Below are 24,908 nucleotides of genomic sequence, written 5' to 3'. Positions count from 1 at the left end.
GCGAACTCACCTGCAGATGACGCCCGGCGGCATGCTTCGCCGCCGGCACACCAGTCGTTTCGCTCTCAGATGCCGCGGTTATTGGGATTGCTATAGGTGTCCTTCAGCGCTTTCGACATTGGAAAATTCAGGCTGACTCCCGACGGAGGGACCGGGCGCGAGAACCACTTTGCATACAGCTCGTTGATCTCTCCGCTCTTCATGACGGCGCCGATGGTGTCATTGACCAGTTCCTTGAAGGCCGGATCGTCCTTGCGAAACATCAGGCCGTAGGGCTCATCCCGGAGTCTCTCGTCGAGTATCTTGTATTCATTCGGACTTGCCGAAGTCGCGATCAAACCGGCTAGCTGCACATCTTCCAGGATCATTGCGTTCGCACGGCCAGACGAAAGCAACAGGAACGCATCGGCAATGTCCTTGCCGTACAACTCCTGAAAGTCCTTCTTCTCGGTCCGCCGATAGCTACGAAGTAGCTGAATCGTGGTGGATCCGGTGACCGTGGCAACTGTCTTGCCTTCGAGCTGCGTCATGGAACTGATTCCGGATTGCTTCTTGACGGCGACTGCAATGCTGCTGACGAAATGGGTAGGCGCGAACTCCACCTGTTGGGCACGTGCAGTGGTATTTGTGGTGGTACTGCACTCGAGATCGATCGTGCCGTTCTGCAGCAACGGGATCCTGTTGGTTGGCGTGACGATCGTGTACTGCACTTTGAGGTTCGGCATCTGCAGTTTCTTCTTGACTGCATCGACCACCTTTAAACACAGATCAGCCGAAAACCCGACCGGATTCGCGTCCGCGCTCGTCTTGTATGAAAACGGGAAGGACGCGTCTCTGGCACCCAAGCCAATGACGCCGGACTCCTTGATCTTCTGCAAGGTGTCTTTGGATTGGGCCTGGATAGGGCTAGCGCAAAGCAACGAGCAAAGCGCGATCAAAGAGATAGGCAGTTTCATTTAATGTCTCCTTATTTCTATACATATTTTTCACGTCGAGCCGCACCGACTCACCGGATAGTGAATGGATTGCCGGTGGCGGCCCCGGTGTTGATCCACACACTCTTGGTCTGCAGGTACGATTCGATCGCGGCGATACCGTTTTCCCGGCCGAGGCCCGAGTCCTTGTAGCCGCCGAACGGCGACATGAAGCTGACGGCGCGATAGGTGTTCACCCAGACTGTGCCCGCCTGGATCTTCTCCGACATGCGGAAGGCGCGGCCGATATCCGAGGTCCAGACCCCGGCGCCAAGGCCATAGCAACTGTCGTTGGCAATCGCAATGGCTTCGGCTTCGTCCCGGAACTTCAGGATGGACAGCACCGGCCCGAATACCTCCTCCTGCGCGATTCGCATCTTCGGCGAGACCTTGGCGAAGATGGTCGGCTCGACAAACCATCCCTCGCCGCAGGACGCCGGCTTGCCGCCGAGCAGCAGTTCCGCGCCTTCGTCCTGCGCGATCTTGATATACGACAGCACCTTTTCGTATTGAGCTGGCGTGGTGATGGGCCCCACCTGCGTGGAGGCATTCATCGGGTTGCCCAGCTTTGCCGTGCTGGCTAGCGCCAGCAGCTTCTCGACAAAGACATCGTGGATATCTTCCTGCAGCAGCAGCCGTGAACCGGCGATACAGGTCTGGCCGCTCGCGGCGAAGATGCCGGAGACGGCGCCATTGACGGCGTCATCCAGGTTGGCATCGTCGAAGACGATGTTCGGCGACTTGCCGCCGAGCTCCAGACTCACGTGCTTGAACTGCGCCGCACACTGCTGGTTGATCACGCGCCCGGTGGCGTCCGATCCGGTGAAGGTCACCTTCTTGACCAGCGGATGCGTCACCAGCGGAGAGCCCACCTCGGCGCCAAACCCGGTCACGACGTTGAAGACGCCCGCGGGAAAGCCTGCTTCCTCGAACAGCAGCGCAAGCTCAAGCGCCGACACGGAGGTGAACTCCGACGGCTTCACCACCACGGTACATCCCGCGGCGAGAGCTGGCGCGATCTTCCACGCCAGCAGCATCAGCGGCGAGTTCCACGGCGTGATGGCCGCCACCACGCCCAGCGGCTCGCGCCGGGTGTAGTTGAAGTAGCCCTTCTTGTCGAGCGGAATGACCGTGCCTTCGATCTTGTCGGCCAGCCCCCCGAAGTAATAGAACCACTGCGGCAGGTACTTGAGCTGCGCGCCCATCTCCGCCAGCAGCTTGCCGTTGTCCTGCACCTCGAACTCGGCCAGCCGCTCGGCGTCCCGGGCAATCAGGTCGCCGAGCTTGCGCAGCAAAGCGCCACGCTGCGTCGCCGTCATCTCCGACCACTGGCCGGAGCGGAACGCCGCGTCGGCCGCCTGCACAGCGCGGTCGACATCCGCTTCGTTGCCGCGGGCCACTTCGGCCCAGGTCCTGCCGGTGTAGGGGTTCTGGGTTTCAAACCAGCGACCGTCGCTCGCATTGACGAAGGTGCCGTCGATGAACATTTGATACTGCTTCATGGCGCAGGGCTTTCCGGGTTCGGGTTGGCAGGCTAGAACGGCGCGAAGCCGAGATGCTCGCGGAAGCGGTTCTTGACGAAGGTGCCGTCGCGCGGCGGCAGTGCCCGCTGCGGCTCGTCGGTCGAGATGTAGACCTGTGCCACGGTCATGCCCTCGCCCTTGCGGATCTCGTGCGCCAGCTTTTCCAATTCCTGGATGTCCGAGATTTCCAGTGTCGTCGGCACGCCGACCGCCTTCGCCACCTGGGCCAGGTTGGTGCCCAGGCTGGTGTGGCTTTGCTGCATCCCGGTCTCGCCGAAATGGCCGTTGTCGAGGATCACGATCGACAGGTTCTTCGGCTTCTGCGCGGCGGCGGTTGCCAGGCTGCCAATGCCCATCAGCTGCTCGCCGTCGCCGGTGATGGCAATGACGGTCTTTTCCGGTTGCGCGATGGCAAGGCCGAGGGCGAGCGAGGTGGAGCCGCCCATCGCGCCCCACAGGTAGAAATTGCCGGGACGGTCGCCAGCGGCAAACACGTCGTATGAAGGCGAACCGAGGCCCGATACCACGAGCGCGTCAGGAAATTGCTTCAGCAGTTCGGCAACGAACTTGCGGCGGTCGATGCCGGGCTTGGAGGTAGAGGTAGTCATAGGATCAGCGCATCCACTTTTTGCGGCCGATAAGGCTCTGGGACAGGAGAACGGCAACGCGGTTGCCCGCATCGAAGGCGGAAACCAGGCCAGCGTCAACCAGCTCGGCGGCTTCATCCGGCGAATTCACGCGATAGACCGTGATGCCCATCAGCTCCAGCGCGCGCTGGGTGGCCAGGCCCATCGGGTTCTGCCAGGGATTGAACTCGGCGTACTCGCCGCGCATGGTCACGAGGGTGAAGAACGGGAACTGGCAGCTCTCCAGCAGCGAGAACATGTTCACGCAGTTGCCGACGCCGCTGCTCTGCATCAGCAGCACGGCGCGGTCCCCGCCCAGCCAGGCGCCGCTGACGACGCCCACGCCTTCTTCTTCGGTGGTCAGCACCACGTCGCGGATTTCGGGGTCGGCCTTGGCGCGTCGGATGACGTGCGAGTGGCCGGCGTCGGGCACGTAGGCCACCTGGCGCACGCCGTTCTGTTTAAGGACCTGGAAGATGTCCTCTTGCCAGGCAAGGGGCTCAGAGTTGTTTGTCGTCATAGTCGCAAGTTAGGAAAGGGGGACAACGTTTGCTATCATAGAGTTGACTAGCTTGCATGGTGAAATACAATTAATTGATGCCTGCAATCACAAAGTTGAATGCTGGCCAAGGGCCTAAGAGATATGGACATCAAGCAGCTTCGCGCCCTGTTAGCCATCGCCGAGACCGGCAGCGCCACCAAGGCAGCCGAGCTCCTGCGTATCGTGCAGCCGGCGGTTTCCAGACACGTGCGCCTGCTCGAGGAGGAGCTCGGCGTCGAACTGTTCGAGCGCGAGCGCCATGGCATGGTCCTGACCGATGCCGGCCGCACGCTGGTCGAATACGGCCGCAGGGCACTGCAGGAACTCGATCGGGCCAAGGCGGAGATCACTCCGGCGTCTGGCGCTATTTCAGGCACTGCGGTCATTGGGCTACTCCCAAGCACTTGCGAACTGCTGGCAGCGGAGCTGGTCGCCACGGTGAAGGCCAGGCATCCGCAACTGGTGGTACGCCTCAACGTCGGCTACGCGGGAAACCTGCTGCAGTGGCTCGAGGCCGGCGACGTGGAAGTCGCCCTGCTCTACGACACCAAGAGCTCTCCCCGCCTGCAGGTTGAAGCACTGCTCGATGAACAGCTCTACCTGGTGGGACCGGCCGGCACCCTTGCACCAGGCGAGGAACAAACCGTCGAGCGCTTCCGCGACTTGCCGCTGATCCTGCCCAACGCCCCGCACGGGCTGCGCAGCGTGGTCGAGCATGCCTGCGCGGTCGCCGGCTTCAGCCCCACGATCGCGGTCGAGACCAACTCCCTGGCCGTGCAGAAGAACCTGGTGGCAAAGGGCTTCGGCCACACCGTGCTGCCCAGTTCCGCGGTGTCCGAGGAGATGGAGGACGGCATCCTTGCCGGCGCGCCGATCGTCTCGCCCAACCTCTCGCGCCGCATCGTGCTGGCGCACGCTGCCACGCGGCGGCTGACACCGGCGGCCGGCTTCGTTTCCGCGGAACTGGTCGCGCTGATGAAGCGGCTGGTGCTCGACGGGGCATGGCCGGGGGCAACATGGGTCAGCGCCTGACGCGGCGACGGCGTCGGTGAGTCAGTCCAGTTCGATGTTGGCGGCCTTGATGACCTCGGCCCACCGGCGCGTCTCAGCCTGGACAAACCTGGCCGCCTTGTCCGGGGTGGAATCGACGATGGGCTGCACGCCGATCTTTTCCATGCGCTGACGCACCTCAGGGTCCTTGACAGCCGTCTGCAAGGCAGCGCTCAGCTTTTCAATGACCGGGGCCGGCGTGCCCTTTGGCACCATCACCATGTTCCACAGCGACGTTTCATAGTTCGCGTAGCCCGCTTCCTTCATCGTCGGCACGTCCGGCAGCACGCTGGAACGCGTGGCAGTCGTGACCGCGAGCGCCTTCAGGCGACCGGACTGGATCATGGGCGCAGCTGTCGACACTGCATCGGTAATGAACTGGACGTCGCCGGAAATCACCGACTGGATCGCCTGGCTGGCGCCACGGAACGGAACATGGGTGAGCTTCAGGTGCTCCTGGAACTGCAGCAACTCGACCGCCATATGGACGGCGCTACCCTTGCCTGCGGAACCGTAACTGTACTTGCCAGGATTCTTCTTGATGTCCTCGACCAGTTCCCTGGCCGTGTTCGCCTTCACCGAAGGATTGACCGCCAGCACCATCGGCACCCCCGCGACCACAGATACCGGCACCAGCGCATTGACGGGGTCATACGGCAGCTTCTTGTAAAGCGTGGCGTTGATGGCGTGGGAACTGGTGCCGAACAACAGCGTGTAGCCATCCGCCGGGCTCTTGGCGACCACGTCGGTCGCAATGGTGCCGCCGGCACCCGCCTTGTTTTCCACCACGACCGACTGCCCGAGCAAGGCGCCGAGCTTGTTCGCCACGATGCGCGCCACCACATCGGTGCTGCCGCCGGCGGCGAAGCCTACGACCATTCGGACGGGATGGTCAGGATAAGCAGCCTGGGCGTGCGCGCTGAACGAAATGAGCGCACCGATCCCCACTTGAGCAAGCAAGCGTTTCATGTCCCTTCCACATAGATAGTTTTGGTTGGGTGGCGCATTGCGCGTCAACACCCTTTGAAACGATGGTAGCGAGCAACCGTGGCGACGGTGAAATAGAAAATTCCGCTGCTGCTATCAAGGGGCGGCATGCCTGGGGCTTGTACTGCGGTGTTAACCCGAAGCAGGCTCCGCAGGCGCCGCGTAAACGCAAGTACGCCGCGCAGCCATCGCCGCGCGGCGTACATTCCAGGTCCAACGGAACGGAAGCGTTGGCGCGCTACCGGCTGCAGGATGTCAGTCGGCCTCCACCTTCATCGTTTTCAGCAACGGCTGCCACTTATCGCTTTCCGCCTTGAGCCAGGTCCGCAGCCCCTCCGGCGTCTGCTTGTCTACCGGCACCACCTCCGCACCCAGGTCGTCAAGCCGCTTGGCGATGGCAGGATCCTTCAGTGCCTGCTGCAGCGCCTTGGTCAGCCGGGCGGTGACCGCGGGCGGCGTGCCCTTGGGCGCATAGATTCCGTGCCAGACCTTCATCGAGAAGCCCTTCAGGCCGCCTTCCTGCAGCGTGGGCGCATTGGGCAGCGCCTTGATACGGCTCGGTGTCGTCACGCCATACAGCTTGACGCGGTTGGCGTTGATATGCGACAGCGTCGACGTGGTCTGGTCGCACAACAGATCCACCTGCCCGCCCAGCAGCGCCGTCAGCGCGGGGCCGGTGCCCTGGTAGGGAACGGAAGTCATCTTGACGTTGACTGCCTCCTCGAACAGCAGGCCGCATAGCTGCGAAACCGCGCCAAGGCCGGCATTGGCCAGCGAGACCTTCTCCTTGTTCTGCGACACGTACTTGATCAGCTCCGCCGCGTTGGCAGGCGGCAGGTCCTTGCGGCCCAGCAGCGTCATCGGCACATCCGCCACCTGCCCGATGTACTCGAAATCCTTCAGCGGGCTGTAGGAGAGCTTCTTGTACAGCGCCGGCGCCGTCGCCATGCCGTTGTGGTGGATCAGGATGGTGTAGCCGTCCGGCTGCGCCCGCGCCACGAAGGCGGCCGCCACCGTGCCGCCGGCGCCGAGCTTGTTTTCCACGACGACGCTCTGCCCCAGCTCCTTCGACATGGCCTGCCCAAGCGCCCTGGACACCACATCGGTCGGGCCGCCGGCTGAGAACGGCACCACCAGCGTAATGGGCTTCGACGGATACGCGTCCGCCGCCAGCGCCCCCGCGGAAAACGCCAGTCCGAGCGCCCCGCCCGTGATCCACTTCATACCGGCCAGCATGGCCTTACCCGCTTGAACGCGCATATCACCGTCTCCATGTCGCCAGCGCGTGCTTGTGGTGTCGCGCCGGTCGGTTTATCAAACGGAGACTAGAGTGCGGGATTGCTGCACCGGAGGGAATCCGGATTTATCGAATGGGTCATACGGCCCGGCCGAACGCAGGCAGGCGCTGCGAGACCAGGCCCCAGCCGCGTCCAGCCCGATTCTCCGATACTGAATTTTCTGAGCGACGCACTAAGGCGCGTCGCGGCGCCTTGTCTGCCTGTGCCTCGCACCAAAATCGCAGCACTGCCGGGCAATGTCCGCAACGGCATAACCGAGTGCCGCCTGATGTTGCTTCAGAAACACGGCAAAGTAAGCAATGCCCGGCGCAGGCGGGTCGGTGCGCACGTGCTGGAGGCGCTTCTGCCTGATCTCCTGTTCGAACAAGTGCAAAGGCACGCAGCTCACCCCCATGCCGGCTTCTACGAGCCCGGCGAGCGCGACCAGGCTGTTGCTTCCTGATACGCGATGGGGCTGGATACCAGCCTGCGCAAACAAGGTCTCGCAAAGCGCTGTAAGGCCGGAGCCCGCGTCCTGCTCGATCAGCGGCCGTGCCGCGAGGTCCTGCAACGAGACGACCGCATTGCCATCGAATGCGCCGCTCGGACAAATCCACCCGAACGGCACGGACTGCAGCCTGACCGATGCCATGGCCGGCGCGATATAGGCTTCGGGCAGCACCGCCAGATCCAGTCGTCCGTCCAGCACCTTGTCGCGCAGCGAGGCAGACAGGTCGACGTCCGGCTGCAGCGTGACCTGCGGATACACGCCATTGAGCCGTCGCACCAGGCTCGGGAACCACGTCAGCGCGACGAGTTCCGTAATGCCGATGTGCAGGACGCGTGCGACGTGCTTCGCGGACGCCTTGACCTCCTCCAGGCGCGCGGTTGCCGCAAGGAAGTTCTCGCACAGCTCGAGCAGTTCCTGCCCTTTCGGTGTCAGCGCGGCTTTCCTGCCTGAGCTGTCGAACAATGGCGCCGCCGAGATCCGCTCCAGTTCCTGCAGGCGCTTGGTTGCCGCCGATTGCGTCACGTGCAGCTTGGAAGCCGCCCGTTGCACGGTTCCCAGCTTCGCGACCCAGTAGAACGCTTCCACTTGCTTGATGGTGATCATGCGGCAGCCTCTCTCACCGTTCGATGTCCCTGACGGGTGCGTGATAGGAATGCTCGAAGTCGCAAGTGCTACGCGCGAGCTCTACCACACTGCGCAGGAACGGCATCGCCACATCGGAACGAATCATCGTCACGTAGCGAACTCGCGGCAGCTTTGGCGTGACGTTCAGTTCCACCAGCTGGCCTGACTCCAGCAAGTTCCGAATCACCGAGCGTGGCAGGTACGCCACGCCCAGCCCGGATGCGGCAATGCCGACCAGCGCGACCAGGCTGTTGCTTGCGATGGTATTGCGCGGCACCACGCCGTGTCGTCGCAGCCATTCGCCGATCAGGATGCCGGACCCCGACAGGTTGCCCTGCGTGAGCAAGGTGTATTCGCTCATCCGGGACAGGGGCATGCGGCCCGTGCCGGGTCGCAAGCCAGGTGTGCAGAACCACTCGTTCTGTACCTCCGCCAGCTTCTCCTTCACGTAGCCGGTGGCGGCAAATGCGTCGGGCAGGATGGCGAGATCAAGCTGCCCGGCTTGCAGCCGCTCCCGCAAATGCACGCTGTAGTCGACTTCCGGCTCGATCGTGACGCGCGGATACACCGCCTGAATGGCCTCCAGCAACCTTGGCAGCCAGGTCAGCGCCGTCAACTCGGTCACGCCAAGGCGCAGCTTGCGGGTCAGCACCTCCTTGCTGGCGATCCGCTCCAGCAGCAGGTCCCGCTGCATCAGCACGGCCTTGGCCCGGTTGAGCACCTCCACGCCTTCCACCGTGAGCCGCACCGTGCGTCCGGCGCGGTCCAGCAGCGGATAGCCGAAGTCGCCTTCGAAGTCGCGGAGGTGCCGGGACACCGCCGAATGGACCACACCGAGGCGTCGTGCTGCCGCCTCCACCGAACCCGTGTCCGCAATCGCAGCCAGGGCCTCCAGTTGCTTGAGCGTCGTCATGGGCTTAGGGGTAACCCCATCGTTCCGTCACAATTTTGAATGAGATAGCGCCTGAAAATGTCGCTTTAACTAATTATATCCATCTGCAAGAATCGTTTTCACGTTGCGCAACCGAACCTGCGCCACTGACGACGAAGACCCACGAAAGACCATGCCGCGTCGGCGGCACAGACACTGCCCCCTGGAGAAACCATGAAGCCCATCATCAAAGCCAGCTTGGCCGTACTGGCCTGTGCCGCGGCAATGGCCGCCCCCGCCCACGCCGACCAGCTGACCGACATCAAGTCCCGGGGCACGCTGGTCTGCGGCGTGCTCAGCAACCTGGAGCCGTTCGGCTTCCAGGACCCGTCCACCCGCGAACTGGCCGGCTATGACGTCGACTTCTGCAAGGCCATCGCCAAATCGCTGGGCGTGAAGCCCGAGCTGAAAGTGGTATCGCTCGAAGCGCGCATCCCGGAGCTGAGCCAGGGTCGCGTGGACCTGCTGGCCGCGGTGCTCGGCCATACGCCCGCGCGCGCCGAGCAGATTGCCTTCTCCGACAGCTACTTCGTCAGCGAGCAGAAGCTGGCGGTCAAGGCCAGTGGCGCGTTCAGGCAGCGCGATGACCTCGCCGGCAAGCGGATCAGCACGATCAAGGGATCGAGCACGCAGAACTTTGTACAAAAGGTACTGCCTTCGGCCCAGCTCGTCAGCTATGACGACGCGCCCTCCGCATTCATGGCGCTGGTGCAAGGCAAGGTCGACGGCTTCGGCCTGTCGGAGTCGATGCTGCGCCGCTTTATCGCCAAGCTGGGACCGTCCGGCAACATCCAGGTGATCACCCCCGCCCTGGGGCAGGAAGCCTGGGGCCTGGGCATCAGGAAGGGCGAGCCGGCACTGGAAAAGGCCGTCAACACCGCACTGGCCGACATGGAGAAGTCCGGCGAAGCGCAGCAGATCTTCGACAAGTGGCTGGGCCTCAAGACCTTGTTCCAGATGAAGCGGGAGTTCCGCATCCAGCCGATCAAAGGCTGAGAACACAAAGGCGGGGCGGTATCGGTTGATATCGGCCCCGCTCCAGGAGCAAGCCATGCTTTCCCACTTCAACTTCACTGCGATCCTTGCCGCGCCGTACGGCGAGCAGCTGCTCAAGGGCCTGCAGCTGACCGCCTGGCTCACGATCTCGAGCTGGACGCTTGCCTTCGTGCTGGGCACCGTGCTCGCCACCGTCCGCGTATCCGGCAATCCCATCGCCGAACGCTTCGTGGCCGGGTACGTCGCCTACCACCAGAACGTGCCGATGCTGGTCCATATCCTGCTGTGGTACTTCGGCATTCCAACACTGCTGCCCGAAGCGGCCCAGAACTGGGCCAACGCCAACGGCGGCGAGATGATCTTCGCCAGCATCGCCATCGGCCTGTGCATGGCCGCCTACTTCTCGGAGGACATCCGCAGCGGGCTGCGTTCGATCCCGTTCGGGCAGCACGAAGCCTCGCGTTCGCTCGGCCTGAGCTACCTGGGGTCGATGCGCTATGTGATCCTGCCGCAGGCGTTCCGCATCGCGCTGCCGCCCTTCATCAACCACACCGTGCTGCTGTTCAAGAACACCAGTCTGGCGATGGCGGTGGGCGCGGCGGAGATGACCTATGCCGTGCGCGAAGTCGAGAACCACACCTTCCGCACGTTCGAGGCCTACATGCTGGCCACCGCGTTCTACCTGGCGGTGTCCCTAAGCCTGATGGCGATCGGCGCGGCGATGGCCCAACGCACGCGCATTCCGGCGAGATAAACCATGATCGATATCCTTCGCGACAACTGGCACCTGCTGCTGCTCGGCCAGTATCCCAACGGACCGCTCGGCGGCCTGGCGTTGACGCTGCTGCTGTCGGTGCTGGGACTGGTGCTCTCGTTCCCGATCAGCATCCTGCTGGCGGTGGCGCGGGTCTCGCCCTGGAAGCTGTTCCGGGTGCCCGCCACGGTACTGGTCTACATCGTCCGCGGCGTGCCGCTGGTGATGCTGATCTTCTGGAGCTACTTCCTGGTGCCGCTGCTGCTCGGCCACAGCGTGACGGGCTTCACCACGCTGCTGTGCACGCTGGTGATCTACGAGGCGGCCTATCTCTCCGAAGTGATCCGCGCCGGCATCGAGGCGCTGCCGCGCGGCCAGACCGAAGCGGCCCGCGCGCTCGGGCTGAGCCATGCCCAAACGATGACGAAGGTGATCCTGCCGCAGGCGCTCTACAACATGATCCCGAGCATCGTCAGCCAGTTCGTGTCGACCATCAAGGAGACCTCGCTCGGCTATGTCATCAGCGTGCAGGAGCTGACCTTCTCCGCCAACCAGGTGAACACCAACCTGCTGACGCGGCCGTTCGAAGTCTTTCTGATCCTGGCCCTGACCTATTTCGCTGTCTGCTTCTGCCTGACCCAGCTGGCGCACGCCCTGGAGCGTCGCGTCACGCGCAGGAGGAGTGGAAAGACCAGCGGCAAGACCGCCCCCGCACGGAGCATTCAAAATGATTCAGTTCTCCAAAGTCAATAAGTGGTATGGCGACTATCACGCCCTCGTGGACGTGACTGCTGAAGTCGGCCGCGGCCAGGTGGTCGTGGTGTGCGGCCCCTCGGGGTCCGGCAAATCGACGCTGATCCGCACGGTGAATCGCCTGGAAGACATCCAGAACGGCACCATCCGGCTCGACAACCAGGACATCCACTCGCCGGCGCTGAACCTGAACAAGTTCCGCAGCCACGTTGGGTTCGTGTTCCAGCAGTTCAACCTGTTCCCGCACCTGTCCGCGCTCGACAACGTCTGCCTGGCGCCGGTCAAGGTCGCGGCGAAGAGCAAGAGCGAGGCAAAGAGCAAGGCCATGTCGCTGCTCGATCGCGTCGGCCTGGCACACAAGGCGGAGGCCTACCCGCAGCAACTCTCCGGGGGACAGCAACAGCGCGTCGCGATTGCGCGGGCGCTGGCAATGGACCCGCCGGTGATGCTGTTCGACGAGCCGACCAGCGCGCTCGACCCGGAAATGGTCGGCGAAGTGCTGAACGTGATGAAGGGGCTGGCAAAGGACGGCATGACCATGGTCTGCGTCACGCACGAGATGAACTTCGCGCGGGAAGTCGCCGACCGCGTCTGGTTCATGGACAAGGGCGCGATTCTGGAGGAAGCGTCGCCGGTCGACTTCTTTGCCTCGCCCCAGCATCCGCGGGCGCGCGCGTTCCTGTCTGACCTGCGCTCGCATTGAGGACGCACCGGATCATGGAACACAACAACGCGCCGGGCTCTGCCATCGTGGTCGGCGCCGGGATCGTCGGCCTGTCGATCGCCTTGCGGCTGCGGATGGATGGCCACCAGGTCACCGTCATCGACAACAACGTGCCGATGTCCGGAGTTTCGTCCGGCAATGCCGGCTACCTGTCGGAAGCGAACATCTTTCCGCCGGCGACACCGGACCTGCTGCGCAGGCTGCCACGGCTGCTGCTCGACAAGGACGGTCCGCTGGTCGTGCAGCCGCGTTATGCGCCGCGGCTGTTGCCGTGGGCGTGGCGCGCGGTGGCAGCGCTGCGACCGCAACCGTACCAAGTCGTGCTGTCGAACCTGGCCGCGCTCACGGGCCAGGCCATCGCGGCTTTCGACGAACTGACGCGGGAGGCATCGGCGCAGCATCTTGTCAGCCGTGACGGCGGACTGGTCGCGTTCCGAAGCGATGCTGCCCTTGATGCGAAATGCCGCGCCCTGCCCGTGTGGAACAGCTATGGCCTTGCCGCGGAGCGCGTGTCGAGCGCCGGCGTTCGGGAACTCGAGCCGGCGCTGTGCCAGGACATCGCCGGCGGCATCTTCTATCCGTACGCCGGGCGCTGCAGCGACCCGCGGGGCCTGGGTGAGCACTACGCCCGGCGGCTGGTTGAGCTGGGCGGCGCGATCCTGCGCGACGAAGTGCGCGCTGTCCGCCAGGCGGCTCCAGGTCGCGCGGAAGTGGTCACCGCAACCGGAACCCATTCCGCCGCGAGCGTCGTGGTGGCAGCGGGCTACCGGTCGGGACCATTGCTGGCACAGCTCGGCTACCGGGTACCGCTGGCGGCGGAGCGCGGCTATCACCTGATGTTGCCGGACGCCGGCATCTCGCTGCACCGCCCCATCGTATTTGGCGAACCCTTCTTCGCTGCAACGCCGATGGACGAGGGACTGAGGCTGGCCGGCACCGCCGAATTCGCTCATGCCGATGCAAAGCCGGACATGCGTCGCGCCAGCATGCTGCTCCGCCTTGCCCGCGCATACCTGCCCGGCATTCGCGGCACCGCCGCCAGGCCGTGGATGGGCGTGCGCCCGTCCTTTCCGGACGGCATGCCCGCGATCGGCCGCGTCGGGCACGCCCCGTCCGTGTTCTATGCCTTCGGCCATGCCCATAGCGGCCTCACGACCTCGGCGATCACCGCACGGTGCGTGTCGAACCTGGTCCGCGACGCGCCGCCGCCGCTGGAACTCTCGGCGTTTCGACTCGAACGCTTTCACTGAACGCCCACTGACGATTAAACCTGCCACCTCCCGCAGGGAGGGTCGCACTCGACTACCCGGAGACAACCATGCCCGAAATCACCCAATCGCAACTCGACACGCTCAATCGCCTGGGCGCCGCCACCATCCATGAGGCGCAGGGCCAGCGCGGCGCCGTCGATCCCCGCATCGCCCCGCTGGATCCGTCGATGCGCGTGGCCGGCCCTGCCCTGACCATTGATATCCGGCCCAGCGACAACCTGATGATCCACTATGCCCTGACCAAGGCGAAGCGCGGCGACGTGCTGGTCATCGACGCCAAGGGCTTTGTCGATGCCGGCCCGTGGGGCGACCTGCTGACGCTGGCGGCGCAGAAGATCGGCATCGCCGGGCTGGTGATCGACGGCGCGGTGCGCGATGCGAGCGCGATTGTCGACATGGGCTTCCCCGTGTTCTGCCGCGGCCTTTGCATCAAGGGCACCAACAAATTCCAGCCTGGCAAGGTCAATGTGCCGGTCACAGTCGGCGGCGTGATCGTGCGCCCGGGCGACATCATCATGGGCGACCGCGACGGCGTCGTTGCCGTGGCACAGGAAGAAGTCGAACAAGTGATCGCGGCCAGCGAAGAGCGCGAGCGCAAGGAAGCCGCCATCCGCGAGCGCCTGGAGAGCGGAGCGACGATGGTCGAACTGCTCGGCCTGCAGGACACACTCCGGCGCCATGGCCTTGCCTGAAGCCCTCGATCAACCGCCAACGCAAGGACCTTCACAAATGCATCCCTCCATCATCAGCAGCCGCATGGGGCTGATCAAGCCGTCGCCCAGCATCGCCGCCAAGGCACTGGTCGACGAGCTGCGCGCCCAGGGCCAGAACGTGCTCGACTTCACTATCGGCGAGCCCGACCTGCCGACGCCCGCGCATATCGGCGCCGCAGCCAACGCAGCCATCGCCCGCGGCGAAACCAAGTACACCAGCACGCTGGGAACCCCCGCGCTACGGCGCGCCATTGCCGCCAAGCTCGGCCGCACCCTCGGCCTGGACTACGGCGCGGACGAGATCGTGGTGGGCTGCGGCGCCAAGCAGGTGATCTTCAGCGCGCTGACCGCATCGCTGGAAGACGGCGACGAGGTCATCATCAGCGCGCCGTACTGGGTCTCCTATCCCGACATGGTCACGATGAACGGCGGCAAGCCCGTCATCGTCAAATGCGATGCCGACGTCGGCTTCAAGCTGACCGCGGCCGCGCTGGAAGGCGCCATCACGCCCCGCACACGCTGGCTGATCCTCAACAGCCCCAACAACCCCACCGGCGCGGTCTACACGGCCGCGGAACTGCGCGACCTGTGCGCGGTGCTGGAGCGCCATCCTCACGTATGGGTGATGAGCGACGAGATCTACGAGCCCTATGTGTATGACGGCGGCACCGCCGTTTCCCCGCTGGCGCTGGTGCCGGCGCTGAAGCATCGCTCGTTGCTGATCAACGGCATGTCCAAGGCCTATGCCATGACCGGCTGGCGCGTCGGCTACGGTGCCGGCCCGCGGGATCTCGTCAAGGCCATCAGCACCATCCTGTCGCAAAGCTCGACCTGCACCAGCTCCGTGTCCCAGGCCGCAGCCGTGGTGGCGCTGGAGGGCGACCAGGCGTGCGTGGGCGAGATGGTCGCCATCTTCGAGCAGCGCCGCAATCGCATGGCGGCACTGTTAAACGAGATCCCCGGCATTTCTTGCACGCCGTCAGCAGGCGCCTTCTATCTCTACGCGTCAGTCAAGAACTTGCTCGGCAAGCAGACGGATACGGGCAAGTTCCTGAAGACCGATCTGGACGTGGTGATGTTCTTCTTGAACAAGGCCGGTGTGGCGGTGCTCGACGGCACGGCATATGGCCTTTCGCCCTACCTGCGGTTCTCCTTCGCGACCTCGCTGGAAGTGATCGAAGAAGGCTGCGAGCGCCTTAAGCGAGCCGTGGCGACGCTGCGATAACGCGACTCCTGCCGTGCGCCCCGGGACTGCCAACGCACGGCGGCACCTGCAAACACCCCTGGCTATCGCTGCCAATGCAGGTCAATTGGCCAAAAAAATCCTGCAAAAAAAATAGCTTGCGGACAGAAAGACCGCAAGCTATTAGATGACTACATTAGTGGACTACTGACTGAGCTACTTCATGCCAGCCTGACTGCGCGGCTTACACCGTCACGCCGTCGGCCACTTCCTTGAAGTCCTCGATCTGGTCGAAGTTCATGTACTTGTAGATCTTGTCGCCGTTGGCGCTGAGCACGCCCATGTCGGCCATGTACTCTTCCTTGGTCGGGATGCGTCCCAGGCGCGAGCAGATCGCGGCCAGTTCGGCGGAACCCAGGTACACGTTGGTGTTCTTGCCCAGGCGGTTCGGGAAGTTACGCGTGCTGGTCGACATCACCGTTGCGCCTTCGCGCACCTGTGCCTGGTTGCCCATGCACAGCGAGCAGCCCGGCATTTCGGTGCGGGCACCGGCGGTGCCGAACACGCCGTAGTGGCCTTCCTCGGTCAGCTGCTTCTGGTCCATCTTGGTCGGCGGGGCGACCCACAGCTTGACCGGGATGTCGCGCTTGCCTTCCAGCAGCTTGGACGCTGCGCGGAAGTGGCCGATGTTGGTCATGCACGAACCGATAAACACTTCGTCGATCTTGGCGCCGGCCACCTCGGACAGCGTCTTGACGTCGTCCGGGTCGTTCGGGCAGGCCACGATCGGCTCATGCACGTCGGCCAGGTCGATCTCGATCACGGCGGCGTATTCGGCGTCAGCGTCCGGCTCCAGCAGCTTCGGATCGGCCAGCCACGCTTCCATGGCCTTGATGCGGCGCTGCAGGCTGCGCGGGTCCTGGTAGCCCTGGGCGATCATCCACTTCAGCAGCGTGATGTTGCTGTTGATGTATTCGATGATCGGGTCCTTGTTCAGGCGCACCGTGCAACCGGCGGCCGAACGCTCAGCGGATGCATCCGACAGTTCAAACGCTTGCTCGACCTTCAGGTCGGGCAGGCCTTCGATTTCCAGGACGCGGCCCGAGAAGATGTTCTGCTTGCCTTGCTTGGCCACGGTCAGCAGGCCTTGCTTGATCGCGTACAGCGGGATCGCGTTGACCAGGTCACGCAGGGTCACGCCCGGCTGCATCTGGCCCTTGAAGCGGACCAGCACCGATTCCGGCATGTCCAGCGGCATCACGCCGGTGGCGGCGGCAAAGGCCACCAGGCCCGAACCCGCGGGGAAGCTGATGCCAATCGGGAAGCGGGTGTGCGAGTCGCCGCCGGTGCCGACGGTGTCGGGCAGCAGCATGCGGTTCAGCCACGAGTGGATCACGCCGTCGCCCGGGCGCAGCGAGATGCCGCCGCGGGTGCTGATGAACTCAGGCAGCGTGTGGTGGGTCTTGACGTCGACCGGCTTCGGGTAGGCGGCGGTGTGGCAGAACGACTGCATCACCAGGTCGGCCGAGAAGCCCAGGCAGGCCAGGTCCTTCAGCTCGTCGCGGGTCATCGGGCCGGTGGTGTCCTGCGAGCCCACCGAAGTCATCTTCGGTTCGCAGTAGGTGCCCGGGCGGATGCCCTTGCCTTCAGCCAGGCCGCAGGCGCGGCCGACCATCTTCTGCGCCAGCGTGAAGCCCTTGCCGGTGTCGGCCGGGTTCTGCGGCAGGCGGAACAGCGTCGACGGGGCCAGGCCCAGCGCTTCGCGCGCCTTGGCGGTCAGGCCGCGGCCGACGATCAGCGGAATGCGGCCGCCGGCACGCACTTCGTCAAACAGCACGTCCGACTTGACCTTGAACTCGGCGATCACGGCGCCGTCCTTCAGGGCCTTGCCTTCGTACGGGCGCAGCTCGACCACGTCGCCCATTTCCATCTTCGACACGTCCAGCTCGATCGGCAGTGCGCCGGCGTCTTCCATGGTGTTGTAGAAGATCGGGGCGATCTTGTTGCCCAGGCACACGCCGCCGAAGCGCTTGTTCGGGATGAACGGGATGTCTTCGCCGGTGAACCACAGCACCGAGTTGGTGGCGGACTTGCGGCTGGAACCGGTACCGACTACGTCGCCCACGTAGGCGACCAGGTGGCCCTTTTCCTTCAGCGATTCAATGAACTTGATCGGACCGCGCTTGCCGTCTTCCTCCGGCTGGAACGCAGCGCCTTCGCGCTTGTTCTTCAGCATCGCCAGCGCGTGCATCGGGATGTCCGGGCGGGTGGTGGCGTCCGGGGCCGGCGACAGGTCGTCGGTATTGGTTTCGCCCGGCACCTTGAACACGGTGATGGTCAGGCTTTGCGGCACTTCCGGACGGCTGGTAAACCACTCGGCGTCGGCCCAGCTTTGCAGCACGGCCTTGGCGTTGGCATTGCCCTTGTCCGCCTTTTCCTTCACGTCGTGGAAGGCGTCGAACATCAGCAGGGTCTTCTTCAGCGCCTCGGCGGCGACGGTGCCGACTTCGGCGTCATCCAGCAGCTCGATCAGCGGCGAGATGTTGTAGCCGCCCAGCATGGTGCCCAGCAACTCGGTGGCCTTGGCGCGCGAGATCAGCGCGCACTTCTCTTTGCCCAGCGCCACGGCGGCCAGGTACGAAGCCTTGACCTTGGCGGCGTCATCCACGCCGGCCGGCACGCGGTAGGTGATCAGCTCCACCAGGTTCTGCTCTTCACCGGCGGGCGGGTTCTTCAGCAGTTCGACCAGCTCAGCCGTCTGCTTGGCGGTCAGGGGCAGAGGGGGGATACCAAGCGCGGCGCGCTCGGCCACATGTGCGCGATAGTTTTCAAGCATGGGAACCTGCTGAGTAATTAGGTTTAGAAAATCTCGTTACGTCGCGATTGTAGTCCGAAGCGGCTCCTTGGTCAAATGTCTTATATCTTATATAAGAGTAAAAACAAAAAACATCATGCAAATCAAGGCGTTGGAAATTGGACGACTTGCGAACCCACATGAATCACTACCCGACTAGCGTAGTAGGGAATGCATGGCGGCGCTCGCGCGACCTGCCCGGCGGCCCGGCCAGGAATCGCGGCAGCTCGCACCAGCACTCAAGTTCACACGCCATCAAGCGTTAACCAGCCTGCAGGCGCGCATCACAGGGCGCCCGCTCGCGTAGCCGTGCCTGCTCCCTTTCCGCTCAAATGGCCAAGCTGAAAGGGTTTCCCCCTTTTTTTCGGCCCTTTGCTGGCCTGCGATTCCGGAAGAATGGCAGGCATTCCGATACAGGCTTTTCATGGCGAACACGGCTTCCCCTCCCCGGACTGGCAACACAGGCAAGCGCGGCCGGCTGCTGCTGATCGGCGCCGGCGTGCTGGTGGTGGCACTGGGCGCCGGAGGCTTCGTGCTGGGCAGCGTGCTGAGCAACCGCCATCCGGCGGCGCCCGCTGCGCCCGCCGCCCCGGTCGTACCGCCGCCGATCTTCGTGCCGCTGGACGCGTTCACCGTCAACCTGCGCAGCGACGACGGCGACCGCTTCCTGCACACCGGCCTGTCGCTGAAGGTGGCCGATGCCGAGACCCAGGCACGCCTGGCCCAGTACCTGCCCGAGGCACGCAGCCGCATCCTGCTGCTGCTGTCGGCCAGGCAGCCGGCCGACCTGGCCACCGTCGAAGGCAAGCGCAAGCTGGCCGACGACATCCGCGACACCATCAGCAAGCCGTTTGCCAACGGCCTGCCGGCGCAGCGGGTGCTGGACGTGCTCTTCACCTCTTTCGTGGTGCAGTAAGCGCAAGCCAGGGCCGCACCGGATTCACCCATAACGCCGCACAAGGGGCAGGACATTAGATGGCCTACGACAAGTTCCTCTCGCAAGACGAGGTCGACGAGCTGCTCAAGGGCGTATCCGGCGAAGCCGATACGCCCAAGGCCAGCGAGCCTGCGCTCGACGAGGGCGGTGTGCGCCCCTACAACCTTGCCACGCAGGAACGCATCATCCGCGGCCGCCTGCACACGCTGGAGATCATCAACGAGCGCTTTGCGCGCTCGATGCGCACGGCGCTGTTCAATTTCATCCGCCGCGGCGCGGACATCACCGTGGGCAGCATCAGGATCGAGAAATTCGGCGACTTCGCGCGCAACCTGCCGATGCCGACCAACCTGAACCTGGTCCACCTGAAGCCGCTGCGCGGCACGGCGCTGTTCGTCTACGACCCGAACCTGGTGTTTCTGGTGGTGGACAACCTGTTCGGCGGCGACGGCCGCTTCCACACCCGCGTGGAAGGCCGCGACTTCACCCAGACCGAGCAGCGCATCATCCAGCGCATGCTGGAGCTGACGCTGGCCAGCTACGGCAACGCCTGGCGCACCGTGCACCCGATCGAGACCGAGTACATCCGCTCGGAGATGCACCCCAAGTTTGCCAACGTCGCCACGCACAACGAGGCCGTGGTGACTACCGCCTTCCATATCGAACTCGGCGCCGTCGGCGGGCAGCTCCACGTGTGCCTGCCGTACGCGATGATCGAGCCGCTCAAGGACCTGCTGATGAATCCGCTGCAGGACGAGAAGGAAGTCGACAAGGGCTGGGTCACGCAACTGTCCACGCAGCTGCGCGCGGCCGAGGTGGAGCTGGTGGCCGAGTTCGCGCACCTGCAGAGCACCGTGGCCGAAGTGCTGGCGATGCGCGCCGGTGACGTGCTGCCGATCGAGCTGCCGGAGAAGGTGTTCGGCAAGGTGGACGGCGTGCCCGTCATGCAATGCGGCTTCGGCACGATGAACGGCCAGTACGCGCTGCGGGTAGAACGAATGATCAATCACCAGGACGGCGATTCCCACCTGGACACCGAGGACAGCGATTATGAGTGACGGCATCGAGGACAAGCCCGTCGATCCGATGGACGACTGGGCCAGCGCGCTGGCCGAGCAGACCAGCGCCACATCCGCCGGCATCCCCGCAGCAGCCGCACCGGCGGCACCACCCGCGGCCACCGCGGCCACCCCGGCCGCCGCCACCGTGTTCCAGCCGCTGGCGAAGGAAGCGCCGAGCGGCTTCCGCAACGATATCGAGATGATTCTCGATATCCCGGTGCAGCTGACCGTGGAACTGGGCCGCACCAAGGTGCCCATCAAGAACCTGCTGCAGCTGGCGCAGGGCTCGGTGGTGCAACTGGACGGCCTGGCCGGCGAGCCGATGGACGTGCTGGTCAACGGCTACCTGATCGCGCAGGGCGAGGTGGTGGTGGTGAACGACAAGTTCGGCATCCGCCTGACAGACATCATCACGCCATCCGAACGCATCCGGAAGCTGAACAAATGACCATGCAGACGCGCGCCAGCCTGGCCGTGCTTGCGGCGCTGCCGGGGGCCGCCATGGCCGCCGACGGCACGCACGCGCCGGCCGTCAGCGGCGCGGCCAGCCTGGCGCAGGCCGGGCTGGGGCTGTTCGCCATCGTCGCGCTGATCCTGGGCATGGCCTGGGTGGCCCGGCGTGCCGGCCTGGTGCGTCACGCCACCGGCGGCGCGATGAAGGTGGTCGGCAGCACCATGCTGGGCGCACGCCAGCGCCTGGTGCTGGTCGAAGTGGGCGATACCTGGCTGGTGCTGGGCGTGAGCCCCGGCGAAATCCGGCCGCTGCACACCCTGCCTGCGGGCACCACCGCAGCCAATCCCCTCGCCGCCACCGGCGGCGCAGGCCCCTCCCAACAGCCGACCGGCGGCACCTTTGCCGAAAAGCTGCTGCGCTCGATGCAGGATCACTTCAAGTCATGAATTCCCCGCGTGCCGCGCTGCGGCGCCCGCTGCTGGGCCCGCTGCTGTCCCTGCTTGCGCTGATGCTGGCCATTGCCGCGCTGGCGCCCGCACCGGCCTGGGCCCAGGCACTGCCCGGCGTCATCAGCAAGCCCGCCCCGGGCGGCGGCCAGATCTGGTCGCTGCCGGTGCAGACGCTGCTGCTGCTGACCTCGCTGTCGTTCCTGCCGGCGGCGATGCTGATGATGACCGGCTTCACCCGCGTCATCATCGTGCTGGGCCTGCTGCGCAGCGCACTGGGCACCGCCACCTCGCCGCCCAACCAGGTGCTGGTGGGCCTGTCGCTGTTCCTGACCTTCTTCGTGATGGCGCCGGTGTTCGACCGCGTCTACAACGACGCCTACAAGCCGCTGTCGGAAAACAAGATCAGCCTGGAAGCCGCCGCGGCCAAGGCCGCGGAGCCGCTCAAGGCCTTCATGCTGCGCCAGACCCGCGAGAAAGACCTGGCCATGTTCGCGCAGATGGCCAAGGCGCCGGAGATGCAGGGCCCCGAGGAAGTGCCGCTCAGCATCCTGGTGCCGGCCTTCGTCACCAGCGAGCTGAAGACCGCGTTCCAGATCGGCTTCACCATCTTCATCCCGTTCCTGATCATCGACCTGGTCGTTGCCAGCGTGCTGATGGCGATGGGGATGATGATGGTACCGCCGGCCACCATCTCGCTGCCGTTCAAGCTGATGCTGTTCGTGCTGGTCGACGGCTGGCAGCTGCTGCTGGGTTCGCTGGCGCAGAGCTTCATGAACTGAGGCGGCCCCAGCGCCCGCCACACACCGCAGAGTCCGAGCCATGACACCCGAGACCGTAATGACCATCGCCACCCAGGCGATGAAGATGACGCTGCTGCTGGCCGCCCCGCTGCTGCTGGTGTCGCTGGCCGCCGGCCTGGTGGTCAGCCTGTTCCAGGCCGCGACGCAGATCAACGAGATGACGCTGAGCTTCATCCCCAAGCTGATCGCGCTGTTCGCCACCATGGTGCTGGCCGGGCCGTGGATGATCAATTCCATGGTCGACTACATGCGCGAGGTGTTCCAGAGCATTCCCGCGCTGGCGCACTGACTGCGGCCGCGCTCGCCTTCTTCGCACCCTCGCCCTCCCTGCCCGCTGACTCCCCGCCGTGGTCGAATTCACCTCAGCCCAGCTCTACAGCTGGCTCGCGGCGTTCCTGTGGCCCTTCTTCCGCATCCTGGCCCTGATCGGCACCGCGCCGCTGTTCGGTGAGTCCACCATCCCGCGCCGCGCCAAGATCGCGCTGTCCGCGATGATCGCGATGGTGGTGTCACCCACCATCGCGCAGCTGCCGGTGGTGCCGGTGTACTCCTTCGGCGGGCTGATGATCATCCTCAACGAAGTCGGCATCGGCCTGGCCACCGGCTTCGCCATGCGGCTGGTCTTTGCCACCGTGCAGCAGGCCGGCGAAATCATCGGCCTGCAGATGGGCCTGTCCTTTGCCTCGTTCTTCGACCGCGCCGCCGGCGGCCAGACCATGGTGCTGTCGCGCTTCCTGAACCTGATCGCGATGCTGCTGTTCCTGGCGCTGGACGGCCACCTGCTGATGCTGGGCACGCTGGTCGACAGCTTCAACGGCCTGCCTATCGGTGGCACGCCGCTGTCCGCCGGCGGCGCCATGGCCGTGGCCCGCGCCGGCGGCATGGTGTTCTCGTCCGGACTGCTGCTGGCCTTGCCGATGATCGCGGCGCTGCTGACGCTGAACCTGGCGATGGGCATCCTGAACCGGGCCTCGCCGCAACTGTCGATCTTTGCGGTCGGCTTCCCGGTCACGCTGTCAGGCGGGCTGCTGGTGCTGATGCTGGTGATGCCGAAGATGGGCGTCTACATGCAGCATATGATCGAGGCAGGGCTGGAGGCAGTCGGGACGGTGCTGGGGCAGTTTGCGCGGTAGCTTCGCGGTATATCTTAGATCTCGAATATTACTTGACATGGCGCATGGAAGGGCTAGTATTGCGCCATGTACTTCGATCTCTAAGATTATTGAGGTACCGCAACCACCGTTCAGGAGCCCTTCATGTACGACATTTTCGCCACGGACAAGCTGATCGACCTCTGGCTGACCGAAGACATCGGCATCTGCGACTTGACCGTCCAGACCATGATTGAACCGGGAGAGACCGGCACCTTCTGCATGAACGCCCGCGAGCCGATGCTTATCGCCGGCATCGACGTGGCGGCACGCATCTTCGCGCGCTACGATCCGACGTTGTCAGTCGATGTGCGCGTCGCCGACGGCAACAAGGTTGAAAAAGGCGCGGTGCTGCTTAACGTGAGCGGCAATGCACGCAGCGTCCTGACGGCTGAGCGCACCGCGCTGAACATCATGCAGCGGCTGTGCGGCATCGCCAACCATACGGCTACGTATGCCCAGGCCATTGCCCATACCAAGGCGCGCCTGATCGACAGCCGCAAGACCACGCCGGGCCTGCGCGCACTGGAAAAGCATGCGGTGACCTGCGGCGGCGGCCTGAACCACCGGCTGAGCCTGGATAACGGCGTGATGATCAAGGACAACCACATCGCCGTGTGCGGCAGCATCGCTGCCGCCGTGGAACGCGTGCGCCGCAAGCTGCCTGTGCTGACCAAGCTGGAAGTGGAATGCGACCGGCTGGAACAGGTGCACGAAGCCCTGGCAGCCGGTGTCGACGTGATCATGCTGGACAACATGTCGGTGCCCGACATGAAGGAAGCCGTGCAGATCGTCAATGGCCGGACCAAGGTCGAGGCGTCAGGCGGCATCCGCCTGGAAACGATCCGGGCCGTGGCGGAAACGGGCGTGGACTACATCTCCACGAGCAAGATCACCCAGTCCGCCCCCGCCGTCGACATCGGGCTCGACGACGCCTGACACCGGGGGGACCAGCCCCCTGATCGCTCTAACCGATTCACGCCTTCTACCCAAGGCATTCACCCTTGCCGGTCTCGCCCGGCGAGGGTCTTTTCCGTTGCGGGCCGCCTACAGATCCGAGAGCAGGCGCCCTACCTCCTGTGTAGACGGGACCCGCCGGCCATGTTCGGCCGACGCGACTTCGTCGGCGACCAGCCGCTTCGCAATCGTGATCAACACGCGGCGCGTGGTCAGCACATCCTCTTCGCTCAGTCCTTCCACGCTGAGTTCGTTCACCTCAGTGGCCAGCGGTTCAAGCTTGCGGCGCAGCGCGCGTCCGGTCTTGCTCAGGAATACATGCACCTTCTTCTTGTTGCCGGGAAGATGCGTGCGTTCCACGTAGCCCAGCGCCTCCAGCGCCTTGACTGCCGCAAACGTCGTCGGCTCGGTCACGCCGGCCCGTTCGCTCAGCTCTCGCTGCGACACGCCGTCATGGCGCCACAGGATACGCAGGATGGTCCAGTGCCCATACGAAACTGAATGCTCCGCCAGGCGCAGCTGCAGCGCCCGGATATAGGCCCGGGCGGCATCCTTCACCAGGTGGGCAAGCCGTTCTTCATCGGCTTCATCCGCAGGCGTGATCGGGACCGGAGCATCCGGCTTCTTTGTGGCCATAGTCGTGAGGGAAAGTAGAGCGTATGCATGCGGCACCGGACGGCCCGGTGCCAGCGACAGCGCACATGATAGCGCCTCCGGCGCTCGCACGCCGACACCACCGCTTCATCCACAACACCTATCCATGTAGCGTTCACTCCATCAGTGCACGATGCCCTCAACCCATGCACG

26 protein-coding genes are annotated in these 24,908 nt (G+C 64.5%); 16 read left to right on the top strand and 10 right to left on the bottom strand.

All coding sequences use genetic code 11. From position 1 onward, the window contains the following. Positions 1–65 precede the first annotated feature (65 nt). Genes ACW4E8_RS10985 through ACW4E8_RS10970 form a run of 4 tightly spaced genes read right to left on the bottom strand, consistent with a single transcriptional unit; the run spans position 66 to position 3,643 of the window. Positions 66–956, bottom strand: coding sequence for an amino acid ABC transporter substrate-binding protein (locus tag ACW4E8_RS10985; RefSeq protein ID WP_456804528.1), 891 nt, complete (start codon positions 954–956; stop codon positions 66–68). 50 nt (positions 957–1,006) lie between these two features. Beyond that, on the bottom strand, positions 1,007–2,476 hold the full coding sequence (locus ACW4E8_RS10980) for an aldehyde dehydrogenase (protein ID WP_456804527.1): 1,470 nt from the start codon (positions 2,474–2,476) through the stop codon (positions 1,007–1,009). A gap of 32 nt (positions 2,477–2,508) precedes the next feature. After that, the gene (locus ACW4E8_RS10975) at positions 2,509–3,105 is read right to left on the bottom strand and encodes a thiamine pyrophosphate-dependent enzyme (RefSeq protein ID WP_456804526.1); all 597 of its coding nucleotides are present in this window, start codon (positions 3,103–3,105) and stop codon (positions 2,509–2,511) included. A gap of 4 nt (positions 3,106–3,109) precedes the next feature. Then, complete coding sequence (locus ACW4E8_RS10970; protein ID WP_456804525.1) at positions 3,110–3,643, bottom strand: phosphonopyruvate decarboxylase; 534 nt, start codon at positions 3,641–3,643, stop codon at positions 3,110–3,112. A gap of 123 nt (positions 3,644–3,766) precedes the next feature. Here ACW4E8_RS10970 and ACW4E8_RS10965 point away from each other — a divergent pair, with 123 nt between their 5' ends. Further along, the gene (locus ACW4E8_RS10965) at positions 3,767–4,696 is read left to right on the top strand and encodes a LysR family transcriptional regulator (RefSeq protein WP_456804740.1); all 930 of its coding nucleotides are present in this window, start codon (positions 3,767–3,769) and stop codon (positions 4,694–4,696) included. A 21-nt stretch (positions 4,697–4,717) separates the two neighbouring features. Here ACW4E8_RS10965 and ACW4E8_RS10960 read toward each other — a convergent pair whose 3' ends face one another. From ACW4E8_RS10960 to ACW4E8_RS10945, 4 genes are all read right to left on the bottom strand, one after another. Next, on the bottom strand, positions 4,718–5,731 hold the full coding sequence (locus ACW4E8_RS10960) for a Bug family tripartite tricarboxylate transporter substrate binding protein (protein WP_456804524.1): 1,014 nt from the start codon (positions 5,729–5,731) through the stop codon (positions 4,718–4,720). 225 nt (positions 5,732–5,956) lie between these two features. Further along, complete coding sequence (locus ACW4E8_RS10955) at positions 5,957–6,961, bottom strand: tripartite tricarboxylate transporter substrate-binding protein (RefSeq protein WP_456804523.1); 1,005 nt, start codon at positions 6,959–6,961, stop codon at positions 5,957–5,959. Between the two features lie 210 nt (positions 6,962–7,171). After that, a complete protein-coding gene (locus ACW4E8_RS10950) occupies positions 7,172–8,092 on the bottom strand; it encodes a LysR family transcriptional regulator (protein WP_456804522.1) in 921 nt (306 codons plus the stop codon). A 13-nt stretch (positions 8,093–8,105) separates the two neighbouring features. After that, positions 8,106–9,026, bottom strand: coding sequence for a LysR family transcriptional regulator (locus ACW4E8_RS10945; protein WP_456804521.1), 921 nt, complete (start codon positions 9,024–9,026; stop codon positions 8,106–8,108). Positions 9,027–9,218: 192 nt separating this feature from the next. Here ACW4E8_RS10945 and ACW4E8_RS10940 point away from each other — a divergent pair, with 192 nt between their 5' ends. The 7 genes from ACW4E8_RS10940 (at position 9,219) to ACW4E8_RS10910 (ending at position 15,480) form a co-directional block, all read left to right on the top strand. Then, positions 9,219–10,040, top strand: a complete 822-nt coding sequence (locus ACW4E8_RS10940) for an ABC transporter substrate-binding protein (RefSeq protein ID WP_456804520.1) — start codon at positions 9,219–9,221, stop codon at positions 10,038–10,040. Positions 10,041–10,095: 55 nt separating this feature from the next. Further along, positions 10,096–10,794, top strand: a complete 699-nt coding sequence (locus ACW4E8_RS10935) for an amino acid ABC transporter permease (protein WP_456804519.1) — start codon at positions 10,096–10,098, stop codon at positions 10,792–10,794. 3 nt (positions 10,795–10,797) lie between these two features. Beyond that, positions 10,798–11,547: an amino acid ABC transporter permease gene (locus ACW4E8_RS10930; RefSeq protein ID WP_456804518.1), complete on the top strand. Its 750-nt coding sequence runs from the start codon at positions 10,798–10,800 to the stop codon at positions 11,545–11,547. Then, positions 11,522–12,250 carry an amino acid ABC transporter ATP-binding protein gene (locus ACW4E8_RS10925; RefSeq protein WP_456804517.1) on the top strand — a complete coding sequence of 243 codons (729 nt, stop codon included), beginning with the start codon at positions 11,522–11,524 and terminating at the stop codon, positions 12,248–12,250. The genes ACW4E8_RS10930 and ACW4E8_RS10925 overlap by 26 nt, the downstream gene beginning before the upstream one ends. A 14-nt stretch (positions 12,251–12,264) precedes the next feature. Beyond that, positions 12,265–13,521, top strand: coding sequence for an NAD(P)/FAD-dependent oxidoreductase (locus ACW4E8_RS10920; protein WP_456804516.1), 1,257 nt, complete (start codon positions 12,265–12,267; stop codon positions 13,519–13,521). 68 nt (positions 13,522–13,589) lie between these two features. Further along, entirely contained in the window at positions 13,590–14,234 is a 645-nt protein-coding gene (locus ACW4E8_RS10915) for a 4-carboxy-4-hydroxy-2-oxoadipate aldolase/oxaloacetate decarboxylase (protein WP_456804515.1), read from the top strand. 37 nt (positions 14,235–14,271) lie between these two features. Then, a complete protein-coding gene (locus tag ACW4E8_RS10910) occupies positions 14,272–15,480 on the top strand; it encodes an aminotransferase class I/II-fold pyridoxal phosphate-dependent enzyme (RefSeq protein WP_456804514.1) in 1,209 nt (402 codons plus the stop codon). 202 nt (positions 15,481–15,682) lie between these two features. Here the strand turns inward: ACW4E8_RS10910 and acnB are convergent, their stop codons facing one another. Beyond that, entirely contained in the window at positions 15,683–18,274 is a 2,592-nt protein-coding gene (acnB, locus tag ACW4E8_RS10905) for a bifunctional aconitate hydratase 2/2-methylisocitrate dehydratase (RefSeq protein ID WP_456804513.1), read from the bottom strand. Between the two features lie 442 nt (positions 18,275–18,716). Between acnB and fliL the strand changes: the two genes are divergently transcribed. From fliL to nadC, 8 genes are all read left to right on the top strand, one after another. After that, a complete protein-coding gene (gene fliL, locus ACW4E8_RS10900) occupies positions 18,717–19,208 on the top strand; it encodes a flagellar basal body-associated protein FliL (RefSeq protein WP_456804512.1) in 492 nt (163 codons plus the stop codon). A 59-nt stretch (positions 19,209–19,267) separates the two neighbouring features. Beyond that, positions 19,268–20,287: a flagellar motor switch protein FliM gene (gene fliM / locus ACW4E8_RS10895; protein ID WP_010810394.1), complete on the top strand. Its 1,020-nt coding sequence runs from the start codon at positions 19,268–19,270 to the stop codon at positions 20,285–20,287. Continuing rightward, the gene (gene fliN / locus ACW4E8_RS10890; protein WP_456804511.1) at positions 20,280–20,738 is read left to right on the top strand and encodes a flagellar motor switch protein FliN; all 459 of its coding nucleotides are present in this window, start codon (positions 20,280–20,282) and stop codon (positions 20,736–20,738) included. Before fliM ends, fliN begins: the two co-directional genes overlap by 8 nt. Next, positions 20,735–21,190, top strand: a complete 456-nt coding sequence (fliO, locus tag ACW4E8_RS10885; protein ID WP_456804510.1) for a flagellar biosynthetic protein FliO — start codon at positions 20,735–20,737, stop codon at positions 21,188–21,190. Before fliN ends, fliO begins: the two co-directional genes overlap by 4 nt. A 62-nt stretch (positions 21,191–21,252) precedes the next feature. Next, positions 21,253–21,972 (top strand): flagellar type III secretion system pore protein FliP, encoded by a 720-nt coding sequence (gene fliP / locus ACW4E8_RS10880; protein ID WP_456804739.1) that lies wholly within the window; start codon positions 21,253–21,255, stop codon positions 21,970–21,972. Positions 21,973–22,012: 40 nt separating this feature from the next. Beyond that, the gene (gene fliQ / locus ACW4E8_RS10875) at positions 22,013–22,282 is read left to right on the top strand and encodes a flagellar biosynthesis protein FliQ (protein WP_456804509.1); all 270 of its coding nucleotides are present in this window, start codon (positions 22,013–22,015) and stop codon (positions 22,280–22,282) included. Positions 22,283–22,340: 58 nt separating this feature from the next. Next, a complete protein-coding gene (gene fliR / locus ACW4E8_RS10870; protein WP_456804508.1) occupies positions 22,341–23,126 on the top strand; it encodes a flagellar biosynthetic protein FliR in 786 nt (261 codons plus the stop codon). Between the two features lie 123 nt (positions 23,127–23,249). Further along, on the top strand, positions 23,250–24,083 hold the full coding sequence (gene nadC / locus ACW4E8_RS10865; RefSeq protein ID WP_456804507.1) for a carboxylating nicotinate-nucleotide diphosphorylase: 834 nt from the start codon (positions 23,250–23,252) through the stop codon (positions 24,081–24,083). Between the two features lie 108 nt (positions 24,084–24,191). Here the strand turns inward: nadC and ACW4E8_RS10860 are convergent, their stop codons facing one another. After that, the gene (locus ACW4E8_RS10860) at positions 24,192–24,737 is read right to left on the bottom strand and encodes a MarR family winged helix-turn-helix transcriptional regulator (RefSeq protein WP_316154782.1); all 546 of its coding nucleotides are present in this window, start codon (positions 24,735–24,737) and stop codon (positions 24,192–24,194) included. Positions 24,738–24,908: the final 171 nt, after the last annotated feature.

The organism is Cupriavidus sp. CP313 (assembly GCF_054072015.1).
The sequence above is the reverse complement of the archived record's forward strand: the minus strand, read 5'-3'. Positions and strand labels throughout refer to the sequence as shown.